This window comes from Mesorhizobium sp. WSM4887 (assembly GCF_029625865.1).
In the GTDB taxonomy this organism is placed as follows: Bacteria; Pseudomonadota; Alphaproteobacteria; order Rhizobiales; family Rhizobiaceae; genus Mesorhizobium.
The window spans coordinates 1025877-1049818 of the sequence record NZ_JARTVP010000002.1; the positions used below are offsets into that span (position 1 = coordinate 1025877).

Below are 23942 nucleotides of genomic sequence, written 5' to 3' on the forward strand. Positions count from 1 at the left end.
TTTGGCTGCTTTTGACGGCGACGCGCCGTTTGGGCATCATACCCGCCGCCTAGCCATTAGTTTTTCGCAATTCCGGACGGAAACCATTGCACAGTTTTCTGGAATTGCCCTAGCGAGCCCGGAACCATGGAGAGGCAAGGGGTGAGATTTTCGTTGGCAGGCAGGCCGCGCGGGCTGGCCCTCGGCATCTGGATCACTGCTTCCTGCGCCGGGCCATTGGCAATCTGCCTCGCCAGCACGCCTTGCTATGCGCTAAGCGAGATCCAACGCGAGGAGTTGCCTTCGCCGGTCACTCCGTCCACCAGTGACGAAACGACCGCTCCGGGGACCACCGTGCCAATGCCGGCCGCGCCCGGCACCAAACCCTCCGACAACAGCCAGCCGGCCGACGAGACGGACAAGAGCGCGCCCGAAGCGCCAACCGGCAGCGGCGGCATCACCAGCCCGCGCTCCGACCCGGATTCGCCGCCGCCGCCCGTCGTCTACGACCTCGACAAGCTTCCCGAGCCGGTCAAACGCATGCACGGCCTGATCATCGAGGCCTGCAAGAGCGGCGATATCGAGAAACTTCGGCCGCTGATCGGCTCGGGCGAATCCATGACGCAGCTATCGCTCGGCGACATCGAGGGCGACCCGGTCGCTTTCCTCAAGGGACTCTCCGGCGACGGCGACGGCCAAGAGATTCTCGCCATTTTGGAAGAGGTGCTCAGCGCCGGCTATGTCCATGTCGACACCGGCACGCCGCAGGAGCTCTATGTCTGGCCGTATTTCTTCGCGCTGCCGCTCGACAAGCTGGATCCCAGGCAGCGCGTCGAGCTGTTCAAACTCGTCACCGCAAGCGACTATGACGACATGAAGCAGTTCGGCGCCTATATCTTCTATCGCGTCGGCATCACGCCCGCCGGCCAGTGGCTGTTCTTCGTCGCCGGGGATTGAGCCAGAAGCTCATCCCTTGCCAATTTTGGTCTGCGGCCATATGCGGTTTGCCTCCTCTCGCAGAGCCGGAATCGCATCGGCTCCCACCGTCGGCATTTTGCAAGAAAGAAAATCGACCAGGGCAAGTTCCCGCAGCTGCAGGCACTCATAATGCAGGGCGCGCTTAAGAAATCCAACGTGGCCTAAGCCGCCAGCGCCTCGGAAAACTCCACCGCCCTGCCCTGGCCGGGCGTGACGATCTCGCCGTCCCACATTACCCGGTTGCCGCGCACGATGGTGCCGACCGGCCAGCCGGTGACCTCTTTGCCGTCATAGGGCGTCCAGCCCGCCTTGGAGCCAGCCTGCGCGTTGGTGATGGTCTCGCGGCGCTTCAGGTCTACGACGGTGAAATCGGCGTCGTAGCCGGCGGCGATGCGGCCCTTTCCCGCCATGCCGAAGATGCGCTGCGGACCATGACTGGAGAGATCGACGAAACGCTGCAAAGTGAGCCGGCCGGCGTTGACATGGTCGAGCATGATCGGCACCAGCGTCTGCACGCCCGTCATGCCCGAAGGCGAGGCAGGATAAGGCTTGGCCTTCTCGGCCAGCGTGTGCGGCGCGTGGTCGGACCCCAGCACATCGACGATCCCTTGCGCAATGCCGTGCCAGACGCCGTCGCGGTGGCGCGCCGCGCGCACCGGCGGGTTCATCTGGATCAGCGTGCCGAGCCGCGCATAGTCGTCAGCTGAGAGCGTCAGGTGATGCGGCGTCGCCTCGCATGTAGCGACGTCTTTATGCTGCTCGAGGAAAACGATCTCCTCGGCCGTCGAGATGTGCAGCACATGGATGCGCGCGCGCGTCTGTCTCGCGATGCGCACCAGGCGCTCGGTGCAGCGCAGCGCCGCGATCTCGTCGCGCCAGACAGGATGCGACGAGGGATCGCCCTCGACGCGCAGACCGAGCCGCTCGCGCAGACGGAACTCGTCCTCGGAGTGGAAAGCGGCGCGGCGGCGGGTGTTGCGCAGGATGGAGGCGACGCCTTCGTCGTCCTCGACCAGCAGGTCGCCGGTGGACGAGCCCATGAAGACTTTTATGCCGGCAGCTCCTGGCAGCCGCTCGAGCTCGCTGACATCGCCGGCATTGTCGCGCGTGCCGCCAACCCAGAAAGCGAAGTCGCAATGCATGCGGCCGGTGGCGCGCCGCACCTTGTCGGCAAGGGCCGCCTCGCTGGTGGTCAGCGGATTGGTGTTGGGCATCTCGAAGACCGCGGTGACGCCGCCCAAAACCGCGGCGCGAGACCCGGTTTCCAGATCTTCCTTGTGCTCCAGTCCCGGCTCGCGGAAATGCACCTGGCTGTCGACGACGCCGGGCAGGATGTGCAGGCCCGTGCAATCGATCGTCTCGCCGGCCGACGCTTGGCCGAGATCCCCTATCGCGGCAATACGCCCGGCCTTCACGCCGACATCGCGCCGGCCTTCACCGTCATGGTTGACTACCGTGCCGCCTGTCAGGATGAGGTCGAAGGTGGTTGCCATGGACTGGTCCAATCTCTTGCGGGGGGAGTGTGGCCGGCTTACGTAATGACCATCATTTTTGCAAGATCAGGCCGACTTCACGCCCATGCCCTTTGCCCTGCTGAAAGACCGCGCGCTCATTTCCGTGTCAGGCCAGGATGCCGAACATTTTTTGCAAAACATCCTCACCACCGATCTCGATGCGCTCGGCGCCGGCGAGGCAAAGCCTGGCGCGCTGCTTTCGCCGCAAGGCAAGATCCTGTTCGATTTTCTCATCTCTCGCGCCGGCGAGAACGGCTTCCGGCTGGAATGCCGGACCGACATAGCCGATGACTTCGTGCGCCGGCTGATGCTTTACCGGCTGAGGGCAAAGGCCGAGATTGCCAAGCAGGATCAGGCGCTTGTCACGGTTGCGTGGGATGATGATTCAACCGCCTCATTTGCCGATTCAACTTCGCTCGCCGACACGCGCTTCCGCGAGGTGGAGGTCAGGCGCACATATGACGGCGCAGTTCAGGACAGCGGCGATGCCGGCGCATGGCGGGCCCTGCGTATCGCCAACGGCATCGCCGAAAGCGGCAGCGATTATCAGCTCGGTGACGCTTTCCCACATGACGTTCTCCTCGACGAGACCGGCGGCGTCGGCTTCAAGAAAGGCTGCTATGTCGGCCAGGAAGTCGTCTCGCGCATGCAGCATCGCGGCACCGCGCGACGCCGCGTGCTGATCGCCACAGCCGGGGGTTCCCTTCCTGCGTCCGGTACCGAGCTCACCGTCGCAGGCCGCCCGGTCGGAACGCTGGGTTCGGTAAGCGGCGGACGCGGCCTCGTCATTGCCCGCATCGACCGCGTCAAGGCAGCGCTCGATGCCCGTGACCCGATCATGGCCGGCGACGTCCCGGTGACGCTCGCCATCCCGGGCTGGGCGAAATTCTCCTTCCCGCAAGACACCGTCAGCGCGGAGGAGGCCTGATGGCGGCCGACAGGGCGGGAGCGCCGCCGCGCGCCTGGCAGCGCATGCTGTCCGGCCGGCGGCTCGACCTGCTCGACCCCTCGCCGCTCGACATCGAGATCGCCGACATCGCGCATGGCCTCGCCCGCGTCGCCCGCTGGAACGGCCAGACCAGCGGCGAGCACGCCTTTTCGGTGGCTCAGCATTCGCTGCTGGTCGAGGCACTCTATGGTGAGCTGGTGCCGGCCGCCTCCGCCGAGGCGCGGCTCGCGGCGCTGCTGCACGACGCGCCCGAATATGTCATCGGCGACATGATCTCCCCCTTCAAATCGGTGATGGGCGGCTCCTACAAGGACTGCGAGCTCAGGCTGCAGCGCGCCATCCATCAACGTTTCTCGCTGCCGGCCGAGCTCGGTTCCACCTTGCGCAAGGACATCAAGCGCGCCGACCAGATCGCCGCCTATTACGAAGCGACGCTGCTTGCCGGCTTCTCGACCGCGGAGGCGACGGAGTATTTCGGCCGGCCGCGCAGCTTTTCCGCCGACCATTTCGACTTCACTCCACGCTCGGTGACCTGGGCGCAGGCGGCATTTCTGAAACGATTCGCGGCGCTGGAAGCTAAACGCCAGCCTTTTCTTGCTGCCAATTCCGTCAAATAAAAGAACGCTAAATTAACCGGCGGCCACGACAGTAAACTGTTCAGTCACGGTCGGCAGGCGCGCTCATGCCCGTTGCTCATGTCAAGGCTGGTTCGGCCGCAGTCAGGCGGAAGGCAACCGGTATTGGCCCGGTTCGACGAATAGCGGAGGAACTTCGCGCACAAAACGAGCGCTTTTCGGCCGCCGTCGAGAACATGTCGCATGGCCTGTGCATGTTCGACGCCGACGAGCGCATGATCATCTGCAACCGAAACTACATCGACCTCTTCCGCCTCGACGCCAAAGTCACGAAGCCCGGCATTCGCTTCTTCGACATCTTGCAACACAGCGTCGAAATCGGCATCGCCTCGCAAACCGCCGAGCAGCTCTACGCCGTCCGCAAACCCTATATCGACGGCGCCAAGCCCTCGACTTATGAGGAGACGCTGGCGGACGGGCGCATCATCGTCATCTCGCATCGGCCGCTGGCCTCCGGCGGCTGGGTGTCGATCTACGAGGACGTGACCGTGCAGCGGCGCTCCGAAGAGGAACTGAAGGAGCAGCATCGCCGCTTCGACGCCGCTTTGGCCAACATGTCGCAAGGCCTGCTGATGTATGACGCCGACGGCAAGATGATCGTGCGCAATCAGCGCTTTCTCGAGCTCTACAACGTCGCCGCGACAGATTTCCCTTTTGGAACGACACACCGCGACGCGCTCAAACGACTGCTGGAACTCGGCATCTACACCAAGATCGACGTCGACAGCGAAGTCACCAGGACCGAAGCCTGCCTGCGAGCAGGGAAAATGCAGTCGGCTTACCGCTATCTTGCCGACGGCAGGACTTTTCTGGTGGTTCGGCAGCCGATGAGCGGCGGCGGCTGGGTCGTGACCTTCGACGATGTTACCGAGCGTCGCCGCGCCGAAGAGCGCATGACGCATCTTGCGCATCACGACACGCTGACCAACCTGCCCAACCGCTCGATGTTCCGCGAGCGCCTGGACCAGGCATTGAGCGAGGCCAAGGCCGCGCCGGTGGCGATCTTCTCGCTCGACCTCGACCGCTTCAAGGCCGTCAACGATACGTTCGGGCATCCGGCCGGCGACTGGCTGCTGAAAAGGGTGGCCGAGCGCCTGCAGCGCTGCCTGCGCAGCGACAAGGACGTGGTGGCGCGTTTCGGCGGCGACGAATTCGCCATCATTCAATCCAATATCAGAAACGCGGTCGACGCCGAAAAGCTGGCCAAGCGCATTATCGAGGTGATCGGCAAGCCTTATCGCGACAAGGGCCGCGAAATGCATGTCGGGGTGAGCCTCGGCATCGCGCTTTATCCCAGCGACGGGCAGGATGCGGATACGCTGCTCACCAATGCCGACATGGCGCTCTACCGGGGCAAGAGCGAGGGGCGCAACATCTACCGTTTCTTCGAGCCGGGCATGGATGCCATGGTGCGGGAGCGCCTGGCGCTCGAGGCCGACCTCGAAGCTGCACTCCCGAGGCGCGAGTTCGAACTGGATTTCCAGCCGATTCTCGACATCGCCTCCGGTGAGATCGTCGGCGCCGAAGCGCTGATGCGCTGGCGCTCGCCGTCGCGCGGGCTGGTGCCGCCGCAAGACTTCATCGCCGCGGCCGAAGAAACCGGGCTGATCGTGCAGCTCGGCGACTGGGCGCTGCGCAAGGCCTGCGGCGTGGCGGCAGGCTGGCCGCAGGACGTGCGCATGGCGGTCAACGTCTCGGCGGCCCAGATCAAGAGCGGCGGCTTCGCCCGCAGCGTGATTGCGGCGCTCGCCTTTTCCGGCCTGCCAGCAAGCCGGCTGGAACTCGAAATCACCGAAACGGTGATGATGGACGAGAGCGACAGCGTGCTGAGGACGCTCGGGCAATTGCGCGGGCTCGGCGTGCGCATCGCGCTCGACGATTTCGGCACCGGCTATTCTTCGCTCGGTTATCTGCGGCGCTTCCCGGTCGACAAGATCAAGATCGACCGCTCCTTCATCCACGATCTCGACAAGCGCGACACGGCGGCGATCGTGCGCACGGTTATCGGGCTCGGCGCCGAGCTCGGCATCACCGTCACCGCCGAAGGCGTCGAGGCCGAAGCGCAGCTCGACATGCTGCGCAAGGCCGGCTGCGGCGAGGCGCAAGGTTTTCTGATCGGCGCGCCGGCCAGGGCCTCGGAGATGAGCCGCCTGCTGCGCTCGCAGGAAAAGCTTCGCCGATCCGGTTGATGCCAGGCACCGGTCAGCGCAGCGTCTCGAAATATTTCTCGTGGAAGCTCACATAGCCGGGTTCTACCACTTTGAGATGCCGCGCGATCAGCCGATGAAAAGCCGGCAATTGATGGAACGGCACACCCGGATAGGCGTGGTGCTCGGCATGGTAGGGCATGTTCCAGGCGAGCTTGCGCACGAGCCAGTTGGTCAGCGTCGTCCTGGTGTTTTCCAGCATATTGGCGACGAAGGGGCAGCGGCCATGCTCGGCCAACAGATAAAGCCTGAGAAAGGGCTGCCCGAGCAGCGCCGGTACGAGCCAGATGTAGAGGAGCACTGTCGCCTTGAGCGAGATCGCAAGCGTCAGCACGACGAGGTAGAAGGCGATCATCGCCCGCGCTTCGGCCTGGACTTTCGGCAAGCCTTTCGACGGCACATAGCTGTCCCGGCAGCGGCCGCTGGCATTTCTGTAGAGCGTCTTGAAATGACCCCACCACACCGGCAGGCCAGACACATGGACGATGTACTGTCGCAAGGTCTCGGGCTTCGGGAAAGCCAGCTCCGGATCGTTCTGCGGGTCCTGAGTGAAGCGATGATGGGCGAAATGGAAATAGCGGAACCAGTCGGCCGGCAGCGCGATCGCCAGGCTGCAGAGCCGCGCGACGGCATCGTTCAGCCACTGCGTTTCGAAGGCCGTCCTGTGCACGGTCTCATGCAGCAGCGTGAACAGGAACACGATCAGGATGCCCTGCGGCAGCATCAGAACCGGCCAGTACGGCACCTTGGCCGCGATCAGCGCGCCGAGAGCGACGATGGCGCCGAGATGGACGGCGAATTGGATGATGCCCGGCAGATCGGACTTGCCGGTCAGCCGGCTGCGCTCCTCATTGGTCAGCGAGGCGATGACGTCGCGGTGGTCGATGGTGTGGTCGATGGCGCTCATGAGGCTACCGTACTGCAGAAAGAAAGCTTTCGAAAAACGAGGAATTCTGCAAAATAGATAAGCTTAGCTTATCTTTTCGGGTCGCCATGGTCGCACTTCCCTCCCTGCGCGGACTTCAAGCCTTCGAGGCGGCGGCGCGCAGCGGCAGCTTTGCCGCAGCGGCGGAAGAGCTGTCGATTTCGGCGGCGGCGGTCAGCCAGCTCATCCGCACCGTGGAAGAACAGATGGGCCGCAAGTTGTTCCACCGCGTCAACCGGCGCGTCCTGCTCACCGAAGCCGGCGTCGAGATGTTGCCGAGGCTTACCATGGCCTTCCAGGAAATCGGCAGCGTCGCGCGGGATGTAGGCGGCGATGCGTTCCGGCCGAGGCTCGTCATCTCGGTGCCGCCTTCGATGGCGATGGGCTGGCTTTCCGAACGCCTCGCCGGCTTTGTCGCCAGCCACGGCGCCGCGGATATTTCGCTGAGAGGCGAGGACGACCCTGTGCCGTTCGACCATGAGATGGTCGACATTCGGCTATCCTACGGCCCGCACTATCGCGAGCATGCGACCGAGGAGATCGCGCGGGATGCGGTCTATCCGGTCTGCGCGCCCAGCCTTGCCGGTGCAGCCAAGCCGGAAACTCTCGCCGGCCTGCCGTTGATCCACACCGACTGGGGCCCGACCGGTGCCGCCTTTCCGTCCTGGCGCAACTGGCTCGAGGCGGGGGGCATCGCGCCGGGCCGGTCGGCCCAGCGCGGCCTTTCGGCCAACTCGTCGCGGGCCGCACTCGATCTCGCCATGTCGGGATTGGGCGTGGCGCTGGCGCAAGGCATCTACTGCGCCCGGGCGCTGGAAGACGGCAGGCTGGTCCGGCCGGTTGCCCGAGCGCTGGAATTGCGCCAGCCTTATTGCCTGACGATCCCTGAACGCAGCGCAAGGCGCGATGTGGTGGCGGCGTTTCGCGAGTGGCTGATCGCGGAATGCGTGCGCGCGGTCAGGTCGCCGGCGCTCGGTGCCTAGCAGTCAGAGATGCCCGGCCAGGGCCGCGACCATGTCCTTGCTGGTGGCTACCGGAACGATCTCGAACTCCACCAGATCGGCCCATTCGATGACCCAACGCTGCAGCAGCGTGACGTCATCGGCCTCGACAAGCAGGAAGCAGCGGCTCATGTCGCCTGCGATCCAGCTATGGTGAACGACAAGCGCGTCCGGTTTCAGCCGGCCCCGATCGCGGAAACGCCGGTATATTTCCTTGCGGTCGCAGCCGCGAAAATCCTCGAACACCAAAAACAGCATCTTGCCCCCATTCAGTTGATTGTCTTGGCCGTATTCAGCGACGCCAGGCGATCCCGTCCGGATGCAAAATGCTCTAGCGGCCAGTGCGCTCCAGCCGCTCCAGGAACCATTGCGTAAGCCGCACCCAGAGCTCGTCCTTCTCGCCGGAATCCTCCCAGCCATGGTCGAGATTGGGGTTATCGTTGACCTCGATGACGAAGACGCCGTCCTTGGTTTCCTTGAGGTCGACGCCGTAGAGCCCGTCGCCGATGCAGCGCGCCGCCTTGACCGCCGTCTCGACCACGTGCGGCGGCGTCTGCTTCAGCGTGAAGGTCTTGATGCCGCCCTGATCGGGCTTGCCGTTGGCCTTGTGGTTGACGATCTGCCAGTGTTTTTTGGCCATCAGGTAATGCACGGCAAACAGCGGTTGGCCGCCGAGCACGCCGACGCGCCAATCATATTCGGTGGGGATGAATTTCTGTGCGATGAGGAGGTCGGAATCCTCCAGCCACTCGGTCGCCAGCTTTGTCAGATCGGCAAGGTTCTCGCATTTCTTGACCCCGCGCGAGAAGGATGAGTCCGGGATTTTCAGCACCAGCGGAAAGCCCAGCGTCTGGGCGGCGAGCTCCAGATCGGAGGTGCCGGCAATCATCACCGTCGGCGGTACCGGCACCTTGTTGTAGGTCATCAGCTCGTTGAGATAGACCTTGTTGGTGCAGCGGATCATCGACAGCGGGTCGTCGATCACCGGCATGCCCTCCTGCTGGGCGCGGCGCGCGAAGCGGTAGGTGTGGTTGGAGATGGATGTCGTCTCGCGGATGAACAGCGCGTCGTAATTGGCGAGCTTGGCCAAATCCTTCCTGGTGATCGGCTCGACTTCGACGCCCATCTTCTCCGCGATCCTCGCCCAGTAGCGCAGGGACGAAATCTCCGAAGGCGGCAATTCCTCATGCGGATCGACGAGCGTCGCGAACGTGTAGCGCGCCGGCGTGCGCCCCTTGGTGTCGCGCCACTCGCGGTTGGTGTAGGTCTCCAGGCATTGCAGGAAGACTTCTTCTTGCTCCTCGCTCATGCGCGCGAGCGGCAGGAAGCCGATCTTGCGGATCGAAGCCCATTCGGCGCTGTCCTTGATGTGGACCTCGAGCGCCGGCGCGCGAAACCAGTCGAACAAGAGCTTGGTGAACCGGTCCCAAACTTTCGAGGGCCCGATGCCGAAAAAGACGGCGACCTTCGTCGGAAAGGTTCCGTCGAGATCCTTGCGGCATTTGTTGAGCGCGAGCTCGAGTTCCGGCAGCGCATGCTCATAGAGCTTGCGCTCCGACAGATCAATCATGGTCTCGACGGTCGGGATCACTTTGTGGCCGCGCGATCCGGCGAGCAGCGAGGCATAATAGCCGCGGCTCTGATAGCCGTAGTTGTTCGACAGGTTGATCACCTTAGGGCGCTGGCCGCGAAACAGCGCCGGATGCGCGAGATAGTCGCGGTTGGTGATGATCTTGTGCGGCGTCGCCACCTGGTCGAGATCGTTCTGCCTGCCTGTAAGGATGACCCAGGTCATTGTGTCAGCGTTTTCCCAGGTTGATGGCGGCGCGCAACCCGTCGCGGCCGAACTGAGCCATGTTCATGAAGATGCCATAGGGCACGGGAATGTTGGCGGCGTCGAGGATGGTTTCCTGCCTTTCGTCTTCGACCCAAGGATCGTGGATGAGGATATGGTCGCCGTCGTCGCCGATGGCCAGCACCCAATGCGGCACCTTCTTGCCGAACATCAGGAAGCCGCTGATCAACACCAGCACCAGCTTGCCCTCGGCAAGGGCGGCGCGGATGTCGTCGATGCCGAACGGACGGTAATTCACCGGGATGCCGTAAAGTTCCGCTCGCCGGCGGAAGTCGACCTGGGCGAGCTCCATCACCCGGCGCTTTTCCTCGCTGCGCACCGACTGCAGGAACAGCGCGCCGTGAAAGGATACGAAGATCTCGGCGGCAAGCCCGCTTTCATAGCCGGCAACCGCCAGGCCGAAAGGCTCGCAGCCGCCCGGCCCCGACATCATGAATACCGTGGTCGCCTCGCGCCACAGGCGTATTTCCATGACCGGATCGGGCACGAAGCCGGAATCGAAATTGGCCATTGCCATCATCAGGCAGCACGGACCGCAGGTGAACTCGCAGGTCTGCTGGTAAAACGGCACCCCGGTGCTGGTCGGGACATCGCCGCGCAGCGTCTTTTCGTAACGGAGCGCAGTGGCGCCGTCCTCGTAATAGTCGGGCTCGCGGCCGATCTTTCGGTAGCCTGCCTGCTCGTAGATGCCGATGGCGCGCTGATTGTCCTCGCGAACCTCGAGCCGCAGCATCATGCGATCGTGTTCATAAGCCGCCTCTTCGGCCGCGGCCAGCAATTGGCGGCCGATGCCGAGATTGCCGAAGAAGGGACCGACGGCGATGGAATAGAGCCGGGCCACGCCGCTGCCCTTGCGAAACAAGACCACCGCGTAGCCGGCGACATGGCCGTCATTCTCAGCCACCAGCATCTCGGCGGTCTCACGCTCTATCAACTGGCGAAAGGAGCGGCGCGACAGGCGATCGCTTGAGAAGACAGCCTTCTCGATGGCGGCGAGGTCATCGACGTCCGACGCGCGGGCCTTGCGGATCTCGGCAGGCATGCGGGGTTTGGGAGAACCTCGATTGGATTAAAGGAAACGGCCCCGGTCAAAAGCAGCACCCCGGCCGAAGCGCCGGTCTTCATCAAGCGCTATCGCTCCTTGATTAGGGCCGAATTGTGACAGGTTCCGCGGCGGCAGAAAAGCACCACGGCTTTGAACTGAACCACTAATTCGAAACAGCGTAGGCCGTTGAAAACAGCCGCCTCCTCAGCTCGAAATACCGGCCAGAAGCTGGCCATAGGCGCTCTTGGCGACCTCCGACAGACGCTCCGGCGGCAATGTGCCGACGACGGCGCAGCCATAGCCCTTGTCCAGCCAATACACCGCTTCCGGACCGTCAGCCTCGGCCGTATAGGTTCCCTTGGTGGTCTGCGATGATTCGGCGGTGACGAAGAGCGAGATGCGCTCGCCCTTGGCGTCCTCGTAAAGCAACATCGCGGCCTTGCCACGCTCGCCCGCCGGCAACAGCCGGCCGCCGACGAGTGCGAAGCCCTCGGCCGCGAGATCGGGCGCCACCAGCTTCAGCCCTACCCGGTTGGACAGCCAGGTCTGCAGATGGTCCTTGTCGCTTGCCGGCACCTCGACCGCGTGACGCTTCTCGGCGGCGTAGATGAGATGGGCGGAAATCGCCTGCTCCGCGAGTTGGTCGTCGCTCTCACCGCTGCGGCCAATGCCGTCGATGCCGGCGAGATAGCCACCGAACCCGCCGACCATCAGCACGGCTGCCGCCGCCGCCGAAAGCCACCAGCGCGAGCGCCAGGCAGGCATCCGCGCCGGCGCTTCGCCAAGCACGGCGTGCCGTAGCCTTGCCGGCACCGGTTCGTCCATCACGCCGGCCAGGGCGGCGCGGAGCGCCGCACGGTCGGCTATGTAACGGGCGCTCTTCGCCTTCATTTCGGGATTGGCTTCGAGCCAGGCGTCATAGGCCATGCGCTCCTCGCCCGGCAGCTCGCCATCGAGGGCCATGTGGATATCGCGTTCGGTGAAATCGCGCCGGGTCATCGCTCGACGATCCTTATCGAGCGGCGGCGCGAGGAGTCGTCCAGCAGGCCGCGCAGTTCCTCGCGGCCGCGCGCGATGCGCGACATCAGCGTGCCGGCCGGCACGCCCAGGATGTTGGCGGCCTCGGCATAGGAAAAGCCTTCGATAGCGACCATGACCAATGCCGCGCGCCGATCGGGGCCGATCGCCTGCAGGGCATCCATGATCTCGCGCGAGGCTATGCTTTCGACCTGATCGGCGGGCGCGGCCTGGGCCTCGCCGGCTTCCAGAGGCAACATTGCCGCCTCGCCTCGCCGGTTAACCTTGCGCATCTGGTCGATGAACAGATGATGCATGATCGTAAACAGCCACCTCCTGGGGCTTTCTCCAGTTTGCCAGTTGTCGAGCCGCACAAGCGCCCGCTCGAGGCAGTCCTGGACGAGATCGTCGGCGGAATCGCGGTCGCGCAGCAACGAGCGCGCGTAGCGGCGCAGACGCGGTATCTCGCTCAGGATCGCTGCCTTCTTGTCGTCCATGACCGCTTGTTTCGTGGTCGTCTTCCATTCGATTGAACGCGCCTTCCCGGCGCGGCGCAAGCAGCCAGCACGAAGCGGACCACCCGCTCCGGTACCCAAGCACCTGGATAACGCCGGCGGATGCCGGTTTATTCCCGGCGCGAGCGGAAGCGGAACCAAGGTTGAATACCGGTTCCGGCCATCGTATATTCATCATTGAATATCTTGCATATTCATCTTAGAATATACGCCGGAGGAATTCGACAATGTCTTTGTATATCCGCGATGACGAGGTTGACGCGCTGGCTCGTCAGCTGCAGTCCGCGATCAAGGCGCCCACGAAGACTGAAGCCGTGCGGATCGCGCTCAAGCGTGAGCTCGAACGGGCACATGCCGTCCTCCCACTAAGCGAGCGCATTAGAAAGTATCAGGACGCAGCGAGGGCGCTCGGTCCGGACGACCTGGACTTCGACATGAAGAAATTCATGGACGAAGGATGGGATGACCTCTGATGTTTCTCGATGCTTCCGCTATCATCGCTATCATATCGGAAGAGCCGGATGCGAACCGCCTTCTTAGGAAAATGGAAGCCGCCGAGAAGCTTTATTTCTCGCCGAGTTCCGCATTCGAGGCGATTGTTGGGATAGCTCGCAGGAAGTCCGTAGCGGAAAACGGCGACCAGCTTCCGACACCACCCGCCCTGATCGAACGATGTCAAATCATCGTCTTGGGTTTCCTGGCCGAACTCAAGGCCGTTGAGGTCCCGCTGGACACGCGGATCCGAGAACTCGCTGTAAGGGCCGCGCAAGATTATGGTCGATATGTGGGCCACCCAGCCAAACTGAATTTCGGCGACTGCTTCAGTTACGCATGCGCCAAAGCCTATCGCGTACCTCTGCTCTACAAAGGCAACGACTTCTCGCAGACCGATCTGGCCTGACCTTTAGTCGGCTCCTAACCTCGCCGCCCTTGTCAGCAGACGCTGATAGAAAAGTCCGATACCGATCAGCACGGCGCCCAGACCGATGAAGGAGAGCGCGCGCAGCACGCCTTCCAGCTCCGACATGTCGAAGAGGAAGACCTTCAGCACGGCGACTGCGATCAGCACGGCCGAGGCAATGCGCAGCACCTGCGACCTCAGCCAGACGCCGGCTGTCAGCAGCGCCACGCCGATGATCAGCCAGAGCGCCGAATAGGTATAGGTCTCGAGCTGGCCGAGGCCGCTCCACAGGCCGATGAACTCGCCCTTGAACAGGCGCCGGACCGACAGCGTGGCGTAGGCGAAGCCAAGCAGCGAAGCGACCAGCGCCAGCATCGCGGCATACCATCTCGGGCGGCTGTCGCGGACGTAAAGCGCCAATGCTCCTGCTGCGACCGCCGGCAGCAGATAGGCGAGCAACAACAGGTTGAAGAACGGGACGGCGCCGGTCGATTCATCCGTCAGCAGCGGGTTCAGCACCACGAAGTGCCGGATGAGGATGAAGGCGACCGAGAGCACGCCGGCGGCCATCGAGCCATGGCGCAACACCGGGCTCGGCGAGCGCAGGTCGATAGCGACCAGTATGGCGCCGGCGCCTAGCGCGATCAGCGTGTAGATCGCCTGCTCGGCAAGGGTGACGGGGCCGGTGTCGATGACGCCGCCATGCATGGCATGGCGCACCAGCATCGCAATGGTGAGCAGACCGAACAGCGCCGAGGCCGCTTCCATGGCAAGACGCGGCCGTCCGTTGGTGGTGCGCGCGAGTTGCCAGGCGGCGAAGCCGAAGGCGAGCGCCGGAACGCCATAGCCCGGCAAGAGCCAATTGAAGACCGGCGTCCTCGACAGTGCCGCCGCGCCCACGATGGTTGGATCGAAGGCGACGCGGCCGAGCACGGCGACCGCCGCGCCGACCGCGATCCAGCCCAGCACCGGGAAGCTGCGCCAGCGCGTCGCGAGCGCCGGCACGACGGCGGCGGCGCCGAGCAGCACCGTGGTCCAGCCGGAGCCGAAGGCCATGTGCAGCATCAACAAGCCTGCGACGCCGCCGCCGCCGAGCGCGAAGGAGACGGCGGGGTCGCCGCGGAGCGGCGGTTCCTCGGCACGCGCGATCCACTCGCCGCCGGCGGCAAAGACGAGCACCAGAAGCAGGGCCGGCAGCGCGTAGCCAAAATCGCGGTCGATGCCGCCGAAGGTGAGCCAGAGCGCGGTGAGCACGACCAGCGGCACAATGACACCCCATGCCGCCCAGGACGCGGCGCGGATAGGCGCAGCAGCCGCAAAGCGGCGCGCGGCCCAGAACCCGGCTGCGACGAAGATCAGGGCAAGCGCGATGCCGAGGCGGAAGGTCAGCGTGTCGGATGCGGCCAGCGGCTCGGCGCCCAGGCCGACATCCAGCGCATCGGCGCCGATGGTGGCGGGCGGGATGATGCCGAGATAGATCAGCGCGGTCGCCAGGGCGGCGGCGAAGAGGAGCGGCAAGGCGCGCGGCCGGTAGAGCGCCACTGCCAGCAGCGCGGCGAGCAGCACCGCGCCGTGCGAGGCATAACCCGCCTTGGCAAACACCGGATCGACCGACAGCCCGAGCGCGGTCAGCGCAACGAAGAAGCTGGGCGCGATTGATGGCCAGTCGAAGCCGGGCTCCGCGTCGTCGCGGCCAGCAGTCAAGAAATCGGCTAGCCAGACGAAGGCGAGCACGGCAAGCGAGGCCAGGCTGATGAACAGCACCGTCGAGAGATTCACCTCCGGTGCATTGGTCATGTAGACGATGGTCCAGATGCCGGTGCCGGCGAAGGCTGCCGCGACAAGCGCCTTCCAATCGCGGATGCGGGCGATAGCCGCCGTGGCGGCAAGCACGATCGCCAGGTAGACGAACAGCGCCCACGGGTTCGGCGCCTCCGAGGCGACGAGGGCCGGCGTCACCATGGCACCGACGAGGCCGATGCCGGCCAGCGCTAGGCCGTGGACCAGCGAGACGGCAATGGTGGCGACGCCGATCGCGCCGAGCAGCGTGAAGGCGAGCGCGGGGCCGATAAAGCCGTAGATGCCATAGGCTGCATAGACGGTGCCGAACAGGATGAAGGCGCCGGCGCCCGTCAGAATCGCCGGGATGTAGGCGCCGGCAGCTCCCTGCACCGGCACCCGGAAGCCGGTGCGGCGGATGAACTCGGCGCCGGCAAGCAGCACAAGACCGAGAACGCCGGCCATGGTCAGTCGCACGCCGGGGCCGAAAATGCCGGCCTCGATCGTGTAGCGGATCAGGAACAGGCCACCCAGCGCCAGCGCGATGCCGCCGACCCAGACCGCCCAACGCGTGCCGAGGGCCGTCTCGACATCGCGGGCGGCCCTTGCAGGTACTGCCGCTTCGGCCGGCGCGGCAGGTTGCGTCAATTGTCCCTCTCCGGCGGGTTTGGACGGAGTCCCCTCGCCCGCTTGGGCTGGCGCTTCGGCTTTTGGTTCGTCGGGCGTCGCGGCGGCTGTGGCCTGCGGGGCTGCTTCACCTGCCGGCGACGTGACCGCTGCGGCAATCACGGCGGGACCTTCGCCTGCAGCAGCTTCCGCGGCCTCGCCAGTTCGGGGCGCGGGCTGCGGGACACCCGAAAGCACCAGGCTGCGCAGCGCGCCAAGCTCGCGCTCGATCAGGCCGATGCGCGTCTGCTGGCGTGAAATGATAACGAATAGAGCGATGACGGCGGCAATGGCGATCAGGCCGAAAAACATGGCGGTTTCCCCTCAAAACCGTGCCAGTCGTGGCCGACAAATGCGGCGATGAGACGGCTACCCAATCAGCGCCCGGCCGGCCTGCAAGATCGAGCATGTTTCGGCGCCGATTGCCAGCGACCGCAGGCTTTATCCAACGGCGATACGTCGAAGCGGCTGGGCTCGGGCCGCAAATTGCCGGCCGCTCGCCGCGGAACACTCGTGCTATCCTCGAACGCTAGCGGGAATTAACAAGAGGATGACCGATGCCGCAACGAAGCGCGGGCCTCCTGATCTTCAAGCAAACCGCCGGTGTGTTCGAGTTCCTGCTGGTCCATCCCGGCGGACCGTTCTGGGCAAGGAAAGATGAAGGGGCCTGGTCGATCCCGAAGGGGCTGATCGACGATGGCGAGGACGATCTCGTGGCCGCTCGGCGTGAGGCCGAGGAGGAGCTAGGCGTCGCGATCGACGGCGATTTCCAGCCAGTCGGCAGCTACAAGCAGCCGGGCGGTAAAATCGTGATCGCCTGGAGCGTCGAAGCGAACATCGATGTGAATGCCGTCAGGAGCAACATGTTCACCATGGAATGGCCGCCAAGGTCGGGCGCCATGAAGGAATTTCCCGAAGTGGACAAAGCCGGCTGGTTCTCACTCCCAGACGCCGGTCTCAAGATCCTGAAAGGCCAGCGTCCCATCCTCGACGATTTTCTGGAACGACGGCGAGCCGATTAGATCCTCGCCTCATTCGCCGGCAATCACCTTCACCGCCGCCTGATGCCGGCGCAGAGCCGCGAGGAAGCCGGCGCGGGCGTCGGGCGGCTCGATGCCGCGCGGCTCATAGACGTGGCGGGTGAAGAAGAAGCCGGTCAGCTGGAAGGCGTCCTCCAGCGCCGCGGCATCGGCGCGAACGCCGGAGCCGCGCTGCAGGAAGGCGGGCAGCGCCAGCATCTTGTCGTGCCATGCCGCGCCCGCGCCGCGCGAGACGGCGCGCCCGGATTTCGGCGACACATAGGCGAGATCCTGCCGCGATCCGGTCGCCGCGCACTGGCTGAGGTCGAGGCCGAAGCCGAGCTCATCCAGGATCAGCAATTCGAAGCGCGCCACCAGCTCGCCCGCGGCATCGGCATCGCCCAGATGGGAGATCATCACCGCAAGAGCCTCGTAAAGGCCGCCATGGGCATCGCGTTCGGGCAGAAGCCTGAGATGCGCGGCCATGGTCTGCAGGCCGTAGACGGCGACTGCGCTGTCCATCAGCCGGGCGGCGTTCATCTCGATCGCCTCGGCCTGGAAGATGCCGAGATGCTCGTCGAGACGTGCCCGCCACAAAAGGTCGACTCGATTGCCGGGCTGCAGCACCGGCTGCTGCTTGCGCGAGCGGCCGCCCCGCACCAGGCCGAGATGCCGGCCATGGGCGCGCGTCATCACCTCGAGGATGGCGCTGGTTTCGCCATGCCTGCGGGTGCCGAGAATGATTCCCTCGTCGCGCCATTCCATACGTCGAGCTTTTCACCTGTTGGGCGGCGAAATCAAGATTGCCGCCCGTGACCCATAATCTGTCCTGACAGTGATGGCAGGCAACATCCGCCGCTGCCGCCGCGGCGGCAATATCGGAAAATTCTCAGAAACCGTTCGGGATTTTTCGGCCGCGCCAGCGCCAAATATCGGCGCGTTGACTGGGTGAACCGGCGCAGACCGCCGAGCGGCTCGGCTGGCTATTTCCCGAAGCGTCGACCTCTCGGGCAGGCGACCTCTCGCTACAATGGCCCGATGAGAGGATCGATATGAGCTCCTTCCTGGGCGTGGTGCGCGGGCACCAGTTGACCATCTTCTTTTCGCTGGCGCTCGGCCTGACATGGCTGGCGTTCATTCCCTTCTATCTGTCGCATGGCGAGAGCATTCCCTGGTTCACCTTCGGACCGGCAATCTCGGGCTTCACCGTCGCGGCACTCGCCGGCGGCTGGGGCGCGGTGAAGACCATCCTCGCCTCGATGGTGAAATGGCGCGTTCGCCCGATCTGGTATCTGGTGGCGGTCGGCCTGCCGCTCGGGACACAGCTCGCCTCGATCCTGATCAATCCGTTCCTCGCTTCGGCGGAGCCGTCGTGGGGGAACATTCCTACCTTCTCCGAGGTGGCGCCCATGATCGCGCTCTATGCGGTGTTCAGCGGTCCGCTGGGCGAGGAACCCGGCTGGCGCGGCTTCGCGACCCCGCATCTTCTTGGCCGTCGCCCCGCGCTCGCCGGCAGCCTGATCCTCGGCGTGATATGGGCAATCTGGCACTTGCCGCTCGGCCTGCTTGGCGATCTCAGCCTCTACAGCACGATCAACGTCGTGCTGGCCGGGATCGTCTTCACCTGGCTTTACCAGAACACGGGCAGCGTATTGCTGGCCATCCTGATGCATGTCTCACACCAGAACAGCGTACGCTTCCTCGCCAAGGTGTTCGTCGACGGCGACTATATCCAGCAGCAATGGCTCGGCGTCGCGATCTGGGCGGTCATCGCGATCGCGATCGTTGCCTATTACGGCACGGAAAGCTTTATGCGACGGCCGGCGAAGCGACTTGCCACTGCATGAATACTCGACCGGTGATGGCGCCTCCTTGGCGCCGTCATCCCAATTTGCGATGATCGGCGAGCACTTCGTCGATCACCCGGCGCTGCCTCCCGACCTCGGCCTGGTTGGCGTCGTGACCGGCAACGGTGATGAGCGCCTTCCACAGCGTCCAGCCGCGTCCGCACGCCCAGGTCCCGTCATCGACGGCGATGCGCGCGCGGAATGCCTCGCGGCTCTCGCCCTCGAACAGCGTCCAGGCAATCGCCAGATCGCAGGAAGGATCGCCGACGCCCGACGTGCCGAAGTCAATGACAGCGCTCAGACGGCCGTCCTCGACCAGCAGATTGCCTGAGGCGACATCGCCGTGGAACCAGACGGGCGAGCCGTGCCAGCCGGCAGCAAGCGCCGCCTTCCAGACGGCAGTGGCGGCTTGCGTATCGATCCGGCCTTCAAGCGCAGCGATGGCCTGTCTCGCCTCGTCGTCATAGACGGCCAGCGGGCCGCCGCGATAAAAATTGTGCTGGCCAGGTGCCGGCCCCGCGGTCGGATCAATCCGTTTCAGGGCTACGAGGAACTCAGCCAGCGAGACCGCGAACGCGCGAAGGTCGGCGATGTGCCCGGTTTTCGCCGTCTCGCCTTCGATCCAGCGGTAGACGGACCAGTGCCAGGGATAGCCCGCCGCCGGCTCGCCCATGGCGAGCGGCTCGGGAATCGGCAGCGGCAGAAGCAGCGCAAGCTTGCGTAGCCAGCGATGCTCCTTCTCGACCTGCAGCGCATAGGGAGCAGCACTTGGCAGCCTGACCGCCATCGTGTCGCCGAGATGGAAGGTGCGGTTGTCCCAGCCGCCGAACGCGACCGGCTTCACAGGCAGATGCCGCCATTCGGGAAACTGCGCGTCGACGAGCCGCCGCACGAGAGCGGTGTCGATATCTATCTTCGGGCTGTGCATGTCGTTATCCCAAAACCGCGTCGCTTTTGGTCGACATGGATCAGTTGGGAAACTCCAATCCCATCTCCCGATAGCGCTCCGGGTCGTCGCCCCAGTTCTCGCGCACCTTGACGAACAGGAAGAGATGCACCTTCTGCTCGAGGATCTCGGCGATCTCGGCGCGCGCGGCCTGGCCGATGGCGCGGATCGTCTCGCCCTTGTGGCCAAGCACGATCTTCTTCTGGCTCTCGCGCTCGACATAGATGACCTGCTCGATGCGCACCGAGCCGTCCTTCTTCTCCTCCCACTTCTCGGTCTCGACATGCGAGGAATAGGGAAGCTCCTGATGGAGTCTCAGATAAAGCTTTTCACGCGTGATCTCGGCCGCGAGCTGGCGCATCGGCAGGTCGGATATCTGGTCTTCCGGATAGTACCAGGGACCGGCTGGAAGCGTCTCGGCAAGATAATCGAGCAGGTCCTTGCAGCCGGAGCCGGTGAGCGCCGAGACCATGAAGGTGCGCTTGAACGGCACTCTTTCGTTCGCTGCCGCGGCCAAAGCAAGAAGCGTATCCGGCTTGACCCGGTCGACCTTGTTGAGGACGAGCAGCATCGGCTGCTTGACGTCCTTCAGCCGGTCGAGGATGGCGTCGGCATCGCCTTTGATGCCGCGTTCGGCATCGATCAGCAGCACCACGACATCGGCATCCTTGGCGCCGCCCCAGGCGGTGGTGACCATTGCCGTGTCCAGCCGCCGCCTCGGCTTGAAGATGCCGGGCGTGTCGACGAAGACGATCTGCGCGTTGTGATGCGTGGCGATGCCGCGCACGATGGCTCGGGTGGTCTGCACCTTGTGGGTGACGATCGACACTTTCGCGCCGACCAGCTGATTGACCAGCGTCGACTTGCCGGCATTGGGCGCGCCAATCAGGGCGACGAAGCCTGAGCGCGTAGGAGGCGTTTCGGAGGTTTCGGTGGCGGTCATGCAGCGCTCCATACGCCTTCGCGCAGCAGCAACGCGGCCGCCGCCGCCTGCTCCGCTTCGCGCTTGGAACGGCCGCTGCCGATCGCCGGCGCGAAAGAGCCGACCTTGACGCTGACGGTGAACAGCGGGTCGTGGTCGGGCCCTTCGCGAGCATCCACCCGGTAGGCCGGCACCGCTCCCGACGCCGCCTGGTGCGCCCACTCCTGCAGCTCGGTCTTGGCGTCGCGGCGGGCAGCACCGATCGCCTGCGAGCGCGGCTGCCAGTAGCGATGGATAAACGCGCGGGCAGTCTCAAGGCCACCATCCAGATAAAGCACGGCGATCAGCGACTCCAGCGCGTCGGCACGCAGATTGGTTCGCTTGCGGCCTTCGAGATTGCGCACGTCGGAGCCGGCGCGGATCAGCTCCGGCAGGCCGATCTCCTCGGCGATCTCGGAGAGCGCCTCGGCATTGACCAGCGCGTTGAGGCGAAGCGACAGCTCGCCCTCGGCGGCATCCGGAAAGGCAGCGAGCAGCATGTCGGCCACGACCAGGCCGAGAACGCGGTCGCCCAAAAATTCGAAGCGTTCGTAGTCGACGCCGGCATGCGTCGAACGCGCGCTGGCATGGGTCAGCGCGCGCTGCAGACGCTGGCGGTCGGCGAAGGCGTGGCCGGTGCGCTCGACAAGCGCTTCGGCAAGGGCATCGGCGGTCAAACGCTTGGTCGCCGCCATGACCTTAGTGGACGAGATGGAACAGGCGGCCGGCACGCATCAGCGACGGCCACTTCCAGATTTCCAACGGGCTTGCGCCGTCGGCGATCGAGAAGAAGATGACGTTGGCGCGGCCGACGAGGTTCTCGGCCGGCACGAAACCGACGGTGAAGCGGCTGTCGGAGGAATTGTCGCGATTGTCGCCCATCATGAAATAGTGGCCGGGCGGCACGTCGAACTCGCGCGTGTTGTCGCCGATCGAATTGGGCGTCAGATCGAGCGTGTCATAAGTGACGCCGTTGGGCAGCGTCTCGCGATAGACGTCGACGGGACGGTCGACCTCGGTGATGTCGGGATTGTCGATCTGGCCGACCTTTTCGCGCGGCACGGCGGTGCCGTTGATGAAGAGCTGGCCGTCCTTGACCTGGATCTTGTCGCCGGGCAGGCCGACGACGCGCTTGATGTAGTCGACGGACGGATCCGGCGGGAACTTGAACACCACCACGTCGCCGCGCTTGGGCTCAGAGCCCCAGATGCGGCCGGAGAAAATATTGGGGCCGAAGGGCAGCGAGTAGCGCGAATAGCCATAGGCCCATTTGGTGACGAACAGATAGTCGCCTTCGAGCAGCGTCGGCCGCATCGAGCCGGAGGGGATGGAGAAGGGCTGGAACAGCAGCGTGCGGATGACAAGCGCGAGCAGCAGAGCCTGGATGATGACGGAAAAGGTTTCCCCAAGCCCGCCGGATTTCTTCTGCGATTTTTCAGCCACGCTCATGTCGTCCTCGATTGTGCGTTGGTTGGTATAGAGTCTCGGCGCGCGCTGGGCAACGTCATGCCGCCCGTGGTCAGATGGAATCAATGTGGCGCTTGTTCGGCGGGCACTGCCTCGATGATCACAAAGGCTTGAGCAAGTGGAAAATCGTCGGTGATAGTGAGGTGGATCAGCGCATGGTGGCCCTTGGGCAGGATTTTTTCCAGCCTGGCGGCAGCGCCGCCGGTGAGCGCCATGGTGGGCGCTCCGCTGGGCAGGTTGACCACGCCCATGTCGCGCCAGAAGACGCCCTCGGCCATGCCGGTGCCAAGCGCCTTGGCGCAGGCCTCCTTGGCGGCGAAGCGCTTGGCGTAGGAAGCGGCACGGGCCGCGCGCTTCTCCGACTTGGCCTGCTCGACCTCGGTGTAGATACGCTGGATAAAGCGCTGGCCGTGCCGTTCCAGGGACTTCTCGATACGTCTGATGTCGATCAGGTCACTGCCGATGCCGATGATCATTCCGCGGGAACTTCCCGTCCGCCCTGCCGGGCCTTCCTGGCTCGCTCGGTCATTCGCCGCTGCCGTTGCGCGCGAAAAGCGGTCATGCCCCACCGCGTGACACCATAGAAGACGAGCCCAAAGACCAAGCCGAGGGGCACCGCGCCGAGAAGCATCGGCTCCAGGATCGGGTGCCACAGCTTGGCGAAGGAAAGCGTGTGCATCATTTCCCCGAGATGCTCCGGCGGCCCATGCCTGGGCAGATGTTCATGCAGGATGAGCTTGCCAGTCTCCCAGGACGCGCCCCAGAGCAGCGGGAAGGACAGCGGATTGCCGAAGAACACCGCACCGAGGGCTGCCGCCACCAGATTGCCGGCGATCACCCAGCAGAGCACGGCGGCGATGATGAAGTGGAAGCCCAGCGGGAAGAAGGAGGCGAAAACGCCTGCCGCGACTCCGGCGGCCACCGAATGGGGCGTCGCTTTCAGCCGCAGAATGCGCTTGGAGAAATACTGAACGGAGCGCGAGAACGAGCGGCGCGGCCATAGGTAAGTACGCACCCGCTCCAGGAGGCCATCAGGCTCTCGGCGTCGAAAAAGCACTCTGTTTCGGTTCCTGGTCCAACACACGCTTCCCTGCCAGCCGGGTCGCGCCAACATTATCTTGCGCTTCACCGGCGCAGGAAGGCAACAAAACTTTGCTATAGCGGCGATTGCCAGACCACGGAACAGCGAAACGTCGCCGCGATGGTCTGCCGCAGGCTCTTACATGAGCGCCATTCTGGCGAAACTGAGGAAGACTGGGCAAAGCATGTTTGGCCATTCGTCCTTGCGCGACCGCGGCGCCGAGGTATCGGACGCGGTCAGCCTGGGCTTTTCAGCTAAGTTCGATATTCGCTGACCTCGACCAGGTTGTCGTCGGGATCCCGGAAATAGACCGACATCATCCTGCCGCGAGCACCGGTGCGCTCGACAGGTCCGACTTCGACCGCCACACCGTTGGCTTCGAGGCTGGCGCGGATGTCGGCAAGAGGCACCGCAGCAATGAGGCAGAAATCGCCGGAGCCCGGCGTCGGCGCCTTCGCCTTCGGCTCAAAGGTGCGAGCGACCTCGTGCAGATTGATCTTCTGCGATCCGAACAGAAGCGCGGTCGGCCGGCTCGGCTCGTCCAGCCGCCCCATGCCCAGCACGCGCTGATAGAAGTCGCAAGTCGCTTCGACAGACCGGACCGTCAGGACGAAATGATCGATGCCGGCTATCATGGGGCCTCTGCGCGCTTCGC

General features: G+C 64.5%; 26 protein-coding genes. 10 read left to right on the forward strand and 16 right to left on the reverse strand.

Features of this window, described 5'->3' with window-relative positions:
* Positions 1–141: 141 nt before the first annotated feature.
* Positions 142–936, forward strand: a complete 795-nt coding sequence (locus P9230_RS13250) for a hypothetical protein (RefSeq protein ID WP_095800109.1) — start codon at positions 142–144, stop codon at positions 934–936.
* A 182-nt stretch (positions 937–1118) separates the two neighbouring features.
* On the opposite strand, the gene P9230_RS13255 is transcribed toward P9230_RS13250, so the two are convergent.
* A complete protein-coding gene (locus P9230_RS13255; RefSeq protein WP_067321151.1) occupies positions 1119–2450 on the reverse strand; it encodes a dihydroorotase in 1332 nt (443 codons plus the stop codon).
* 85 nt (positions 2451–2535) lie between these two features.
* Between P9230_RS13255 and P9230_RS13260 the strand changes: the two genes are divergently transcribed.
* From P9230_RS13260 to P9230_RS13270, 3 genes are all read left to right on the forward strand, one after another.
* Complete coding sequence (locus tag P9230_RS13260) at positions 2536–3399, forward strand: folate-binding protein YgfZ (protein WP_067321148.1); 864 nt, start codon at positions 2536–2538, stop codon at positions 3397–3399.
* Positions 3399–4037: an HD family hydrolase gene (locus P9230_RS13265; protein WP_095781517.1), complete on the forward strand. Its 639-nt coding sequence runs from the start codon at positions 3399–3401 to the stop codon at positions 4035–4037. The genes P9230_RS13260 and P9230_RS13265 overlap by 1 nt, the downstream gene beginning before the upstream one ends.
* A gap of 65 nt (positions 4038–4102) precedes the next feature.
* Positions 4103–6244 (forward strand): EAL domain-containing protein, encoded by a 2142-nt coding sequence (locus P9230_RS13270; RefSeq protein WP_067321143.1) that lies wholly within the window; start codon positions 4103–4105, stop codon positions 6242–6244.
* 13 nt (positions 6245–6257) lie between these two features.
* Here P9230_RS13270 and P9230_RS13275 read toward each other — a convergent pair whose 3' ends face one another.
* Positions 6258–7148, reverse strand: a complete 891-nt coding sequence (locus P9230_RS13275; RefSeq protein WP_067321245.1) for a fatty acid desaturase family protein — start codon at positions 7146–7148, stop codon at positions 6258–6260.
* A 107-nt stretch (positions 7149–7255) separates the two neighbouring features.
* On the opposite strand from P9230_RS13275, the gene P9230_RS13280 reads away from it, so the two are divergent.
* Positions 7256–8170 (forward strand): LysR substrate-binding domain-containing protein, encoded by a 915-nt coding sequence (locus tag P9230_RS13280; RefSeq protein ID WP_278119392.1) that lies wholly within the window; start codon positions 7256–7258, stop codon positions 8168–8170.
* Positions 8171–8173: 3 nt separating this feature from the next.
* On the opposite strand, the gene P9230_RS13285 is transcribed toward P9230_RS13280, so the two are convergent.
* The 5 genes from P9230_RS13285 to P9230_RS13305 form a co-directional block, all read right to left on the reverse strand.
* Positions 8174–8446: a DUF3303 family protein gene (locus P9230_RS13285; protein ID WP_278119393.1), complete on the reverse strand. Its 273-nt coding sequence runs from the start codon at positions 8444–8446 to the stop codon at positions 8174–8176.
* Between the two features lie 73 nt (positions 8447–8519).
* Entirely contained in the window at positions 8520–9983 is a 1464-nt protein-coding gene (locus P9230_RS13290; RefSeq protein ID WP_067321133.1) for a RimK family protein, read from the reverse strand.
* Positions 9984–9987: 4 nt separating this feature from the next.
* Entirely contained in the window at positions 9988–11085 is a 1098-nt protein-coding gene (locus P9230_RS13295; protein WP_127216107.1) for a GNAT family N-acetyltransferase/peptidase C39 family protein, read from the reverse strand.
* Positions 11086–11292: 207 nt separating this feature from the next.
* Positions 11293–12087: an anti-sigma factor gene (locus P9230_RS13300; RefSeq protein ID WP_278119394.1), complete on the reverse strand. Its 795-nt coding sequence runs from the start codon at positions 12085–12087 to the stop codon at positions 11293–11295.
* Positions 12084–12602, reverse strand: a complete 519-nt coding sequence (locus P9230_RS13305; RefSeq protein ID WP_066998131.1) for an RNA polymerase sigma factor — start codon at positions 12600–12602, stop codon at positions 12084–12086. The genes P9230_RS13300 and P9230_RS13305 overlap by 4 nt, the downstream gene beginning before the upstream one ends.
* 245 nt (positions 12603–12847) lie before the next feature.
* On the opposite strand from P9230_RS13305, the gene P9230_RS13310 reads away from it, so the two are divergent.
* Together P9230_RS13310 and P9230_RS13315 are read left to right on the forward strand one after the other, a co-directional pair.
* Positions 12848–13093: a type II toxin-antitoxin system VapB family antitoxin gene (locus P9230_RS13310; protein WP_066997434.1), complete on the forward strand. Its 246-nt coding sequence runs from the start codon at positions 12848–12850 to the stop codon at positions 13091–13093.
* Entirely contained in the window at positions 13093–13521 is a 429-nt protein-coding gene (locus P9230_RS13315) for a type II toxin-antitoxin system VapC family toxin (protein WP_278119396.1), read from the forward strand. Before P9230_RS13310 ends, P9230_RS13315 begins: the two co-directional genes overlap by 1 nt.
* Before the next feature lie 3 nt (positions 13522–13524).
* On the opposite strand, the gene P9230_RS13320 is transcribed toward P9230_RS13315, so the two are convergent.
* A complete protein-coding gene (locus tag P9230_RS13320; RefSeq protein ID WP_278119398.1) occupies positions 13525–16278 on the reverse strand; it encodes a DUF2339 domain-containing protein in 2754 nt (917 codons plus the stop codon).
* A 245-nt stretch (positions 16279–16523) separates the two neighbouring features.
* Here P9230_RS13320 and P9230_RS13325 point away from each other — a divergent pair, with 245 nt between their 5' ends.
* The gene (locus P9230_RS13325) at positions 16524–16988 is read left to right on the forward strand and encodes an NUDIX domain-containing protein (RefSeq protein ID WP_278119401.1); all 465 of its coding nucleotides are present in this window, start codon (positions 16524–16526) and stop codon (positions 16986–16988) included.
* A 9-nt stretch (positions 16989–16997) separates the two neighbouring features.
* Here the strand turns inward: P9230_RS13325 and recO are convergent, their stop codons facing one another.
* Positions 16998–17750, reverse strand: coding sequence for a DNA repair protein RecO (gene recO / locus P9230_RS13330; RefSeq protein ID WP_127246243.1), 753 nt, complete (start codon positions 17748–17750; stop codon positions 16998–17000).
* A 287-nt stretch (positions 17751–18037) separates the two neighbouring features.
* Here recO and P9230_RS13335 point away from each other — a divergent pair, with 287 nt between their 5' ends.
* Complete coding sequence (locus P9230_RS13335; protein WP_278119403.1) at positions 18038–18832, forward strand: type II CAAX endopeptidase family protein; 795 nt, start codon at positions 18038–18040, stop codon at positions 18830–18832.
* A gap of 34 nt (positions 18833–18866) precedes the next feature.
* Here the strand turns inward: P9230_RS13335 and P9230_RS13340 are convergent, their stop codons facing one another.
* From P9230_RS13340 to P9230_RS13365, 6 genes are all read right to left on the reverse strand, one after another.
* The gene (locus tag P9230_RS13340; protein ID WP_278119405.1) at positions 18867–19760 is read right to left on the reverse strand and encodes an aminoglycoside phosphotransferase family protein; all 894 of its coding nucleotides are present in this window, start codon (positions 19758–19760) and stop codon (positions 18867–18869) included.
* 40 nt (positions 19761–19800) lie between these two features.
* Entirely contained in the window at positions 19801–20733 is a 933-nt protein-coding gene (era, locus tag P9230_RS13345) for a GTPase Era (RefSeq protein ID WP_278119407.1), read from the reverse strand.
* On the reverse strand, positions 20718–21434 hold the full coding sequence (gene rnc, locus P9230_RS13350; RefSeq protein ID WP_066997455.1) for a ribonuclease III: 717 nt from the start codon (positions 21432–21434) through the stop codon (positions 20718–20720). Before rnc ends, era begins: the two co-directional genes overlap by 16 nt.
* A 4-nt stretch (positions 21435–21438) precedes the next feature.
* The gene (gene lepB, locus P9230_RS13355; RefSeq protein WP_066997458.1) at positions 21439–22188 is read right to left on the reverse strand and encodes a signal peptidase I; all 750 of its coding nucleotides are present in this window, start codon (positions 22186–22188) and stop codon (positions 21439–21441) included.
* 80 nt (positions 22189–22268) lie between these two features.
* Positions 22269–22682 (reverse strand): holo-ACP synthase, encoded by a 414-nt coding sequence (acpS, locus tag P9230_RS13360; RefSeq protein ID WP_067321104.1) that lies wholly within the window; start codon positions 22680–22682, stop codon positions 22269–22271.
* Entirely contained in the window at positions 22679–23263 is a 585-nt protein-coding gene (locus tag P9230_RS13365) for a DUF2062 domain-containing protein (protein WP_067321101.1), read from the reverse strand. The genes acpS and P9230_RS13365 overlap by 4 nt, the downstream gene beginning before the upstream one ends.
* 166 nt (positions 23264–23429) lie before the next feature.
* On the opposite strand from P9230_RS13365, the gene P9230_RS13370 reads away from it, so the two are divergent.
* Positions 23430–23561: a hypothetical protein gene (locus tag P9230_RS13370; RefSeq protein ID WP_259979799.1), complete on the forward strand. Its 132-nt coding sequence runs from the start codon at positions 23430–23432 to the stop codon at positions 23559–23561.
* Here the strand turns inward: P9230_RS13370 and P9230_RS13375 are convergent.
* The gene (locus P9230_RS13375; RefSeq protein WP_066997467.1) at positions 23542–23922 is read right to left on the reverse strand and encodes a VOC family protein; all 381 of its coding nucleotides are present in this window, start codon (positions 23920–23922) and stop codon (positions 23542–23544) included. The genes P9230_RS13370 and P9230_RS13375 overlap by 20 nt on opposite strands.
* Between the last annotated feature and the right edge of the window lie 20 nt (positions 23923–23942).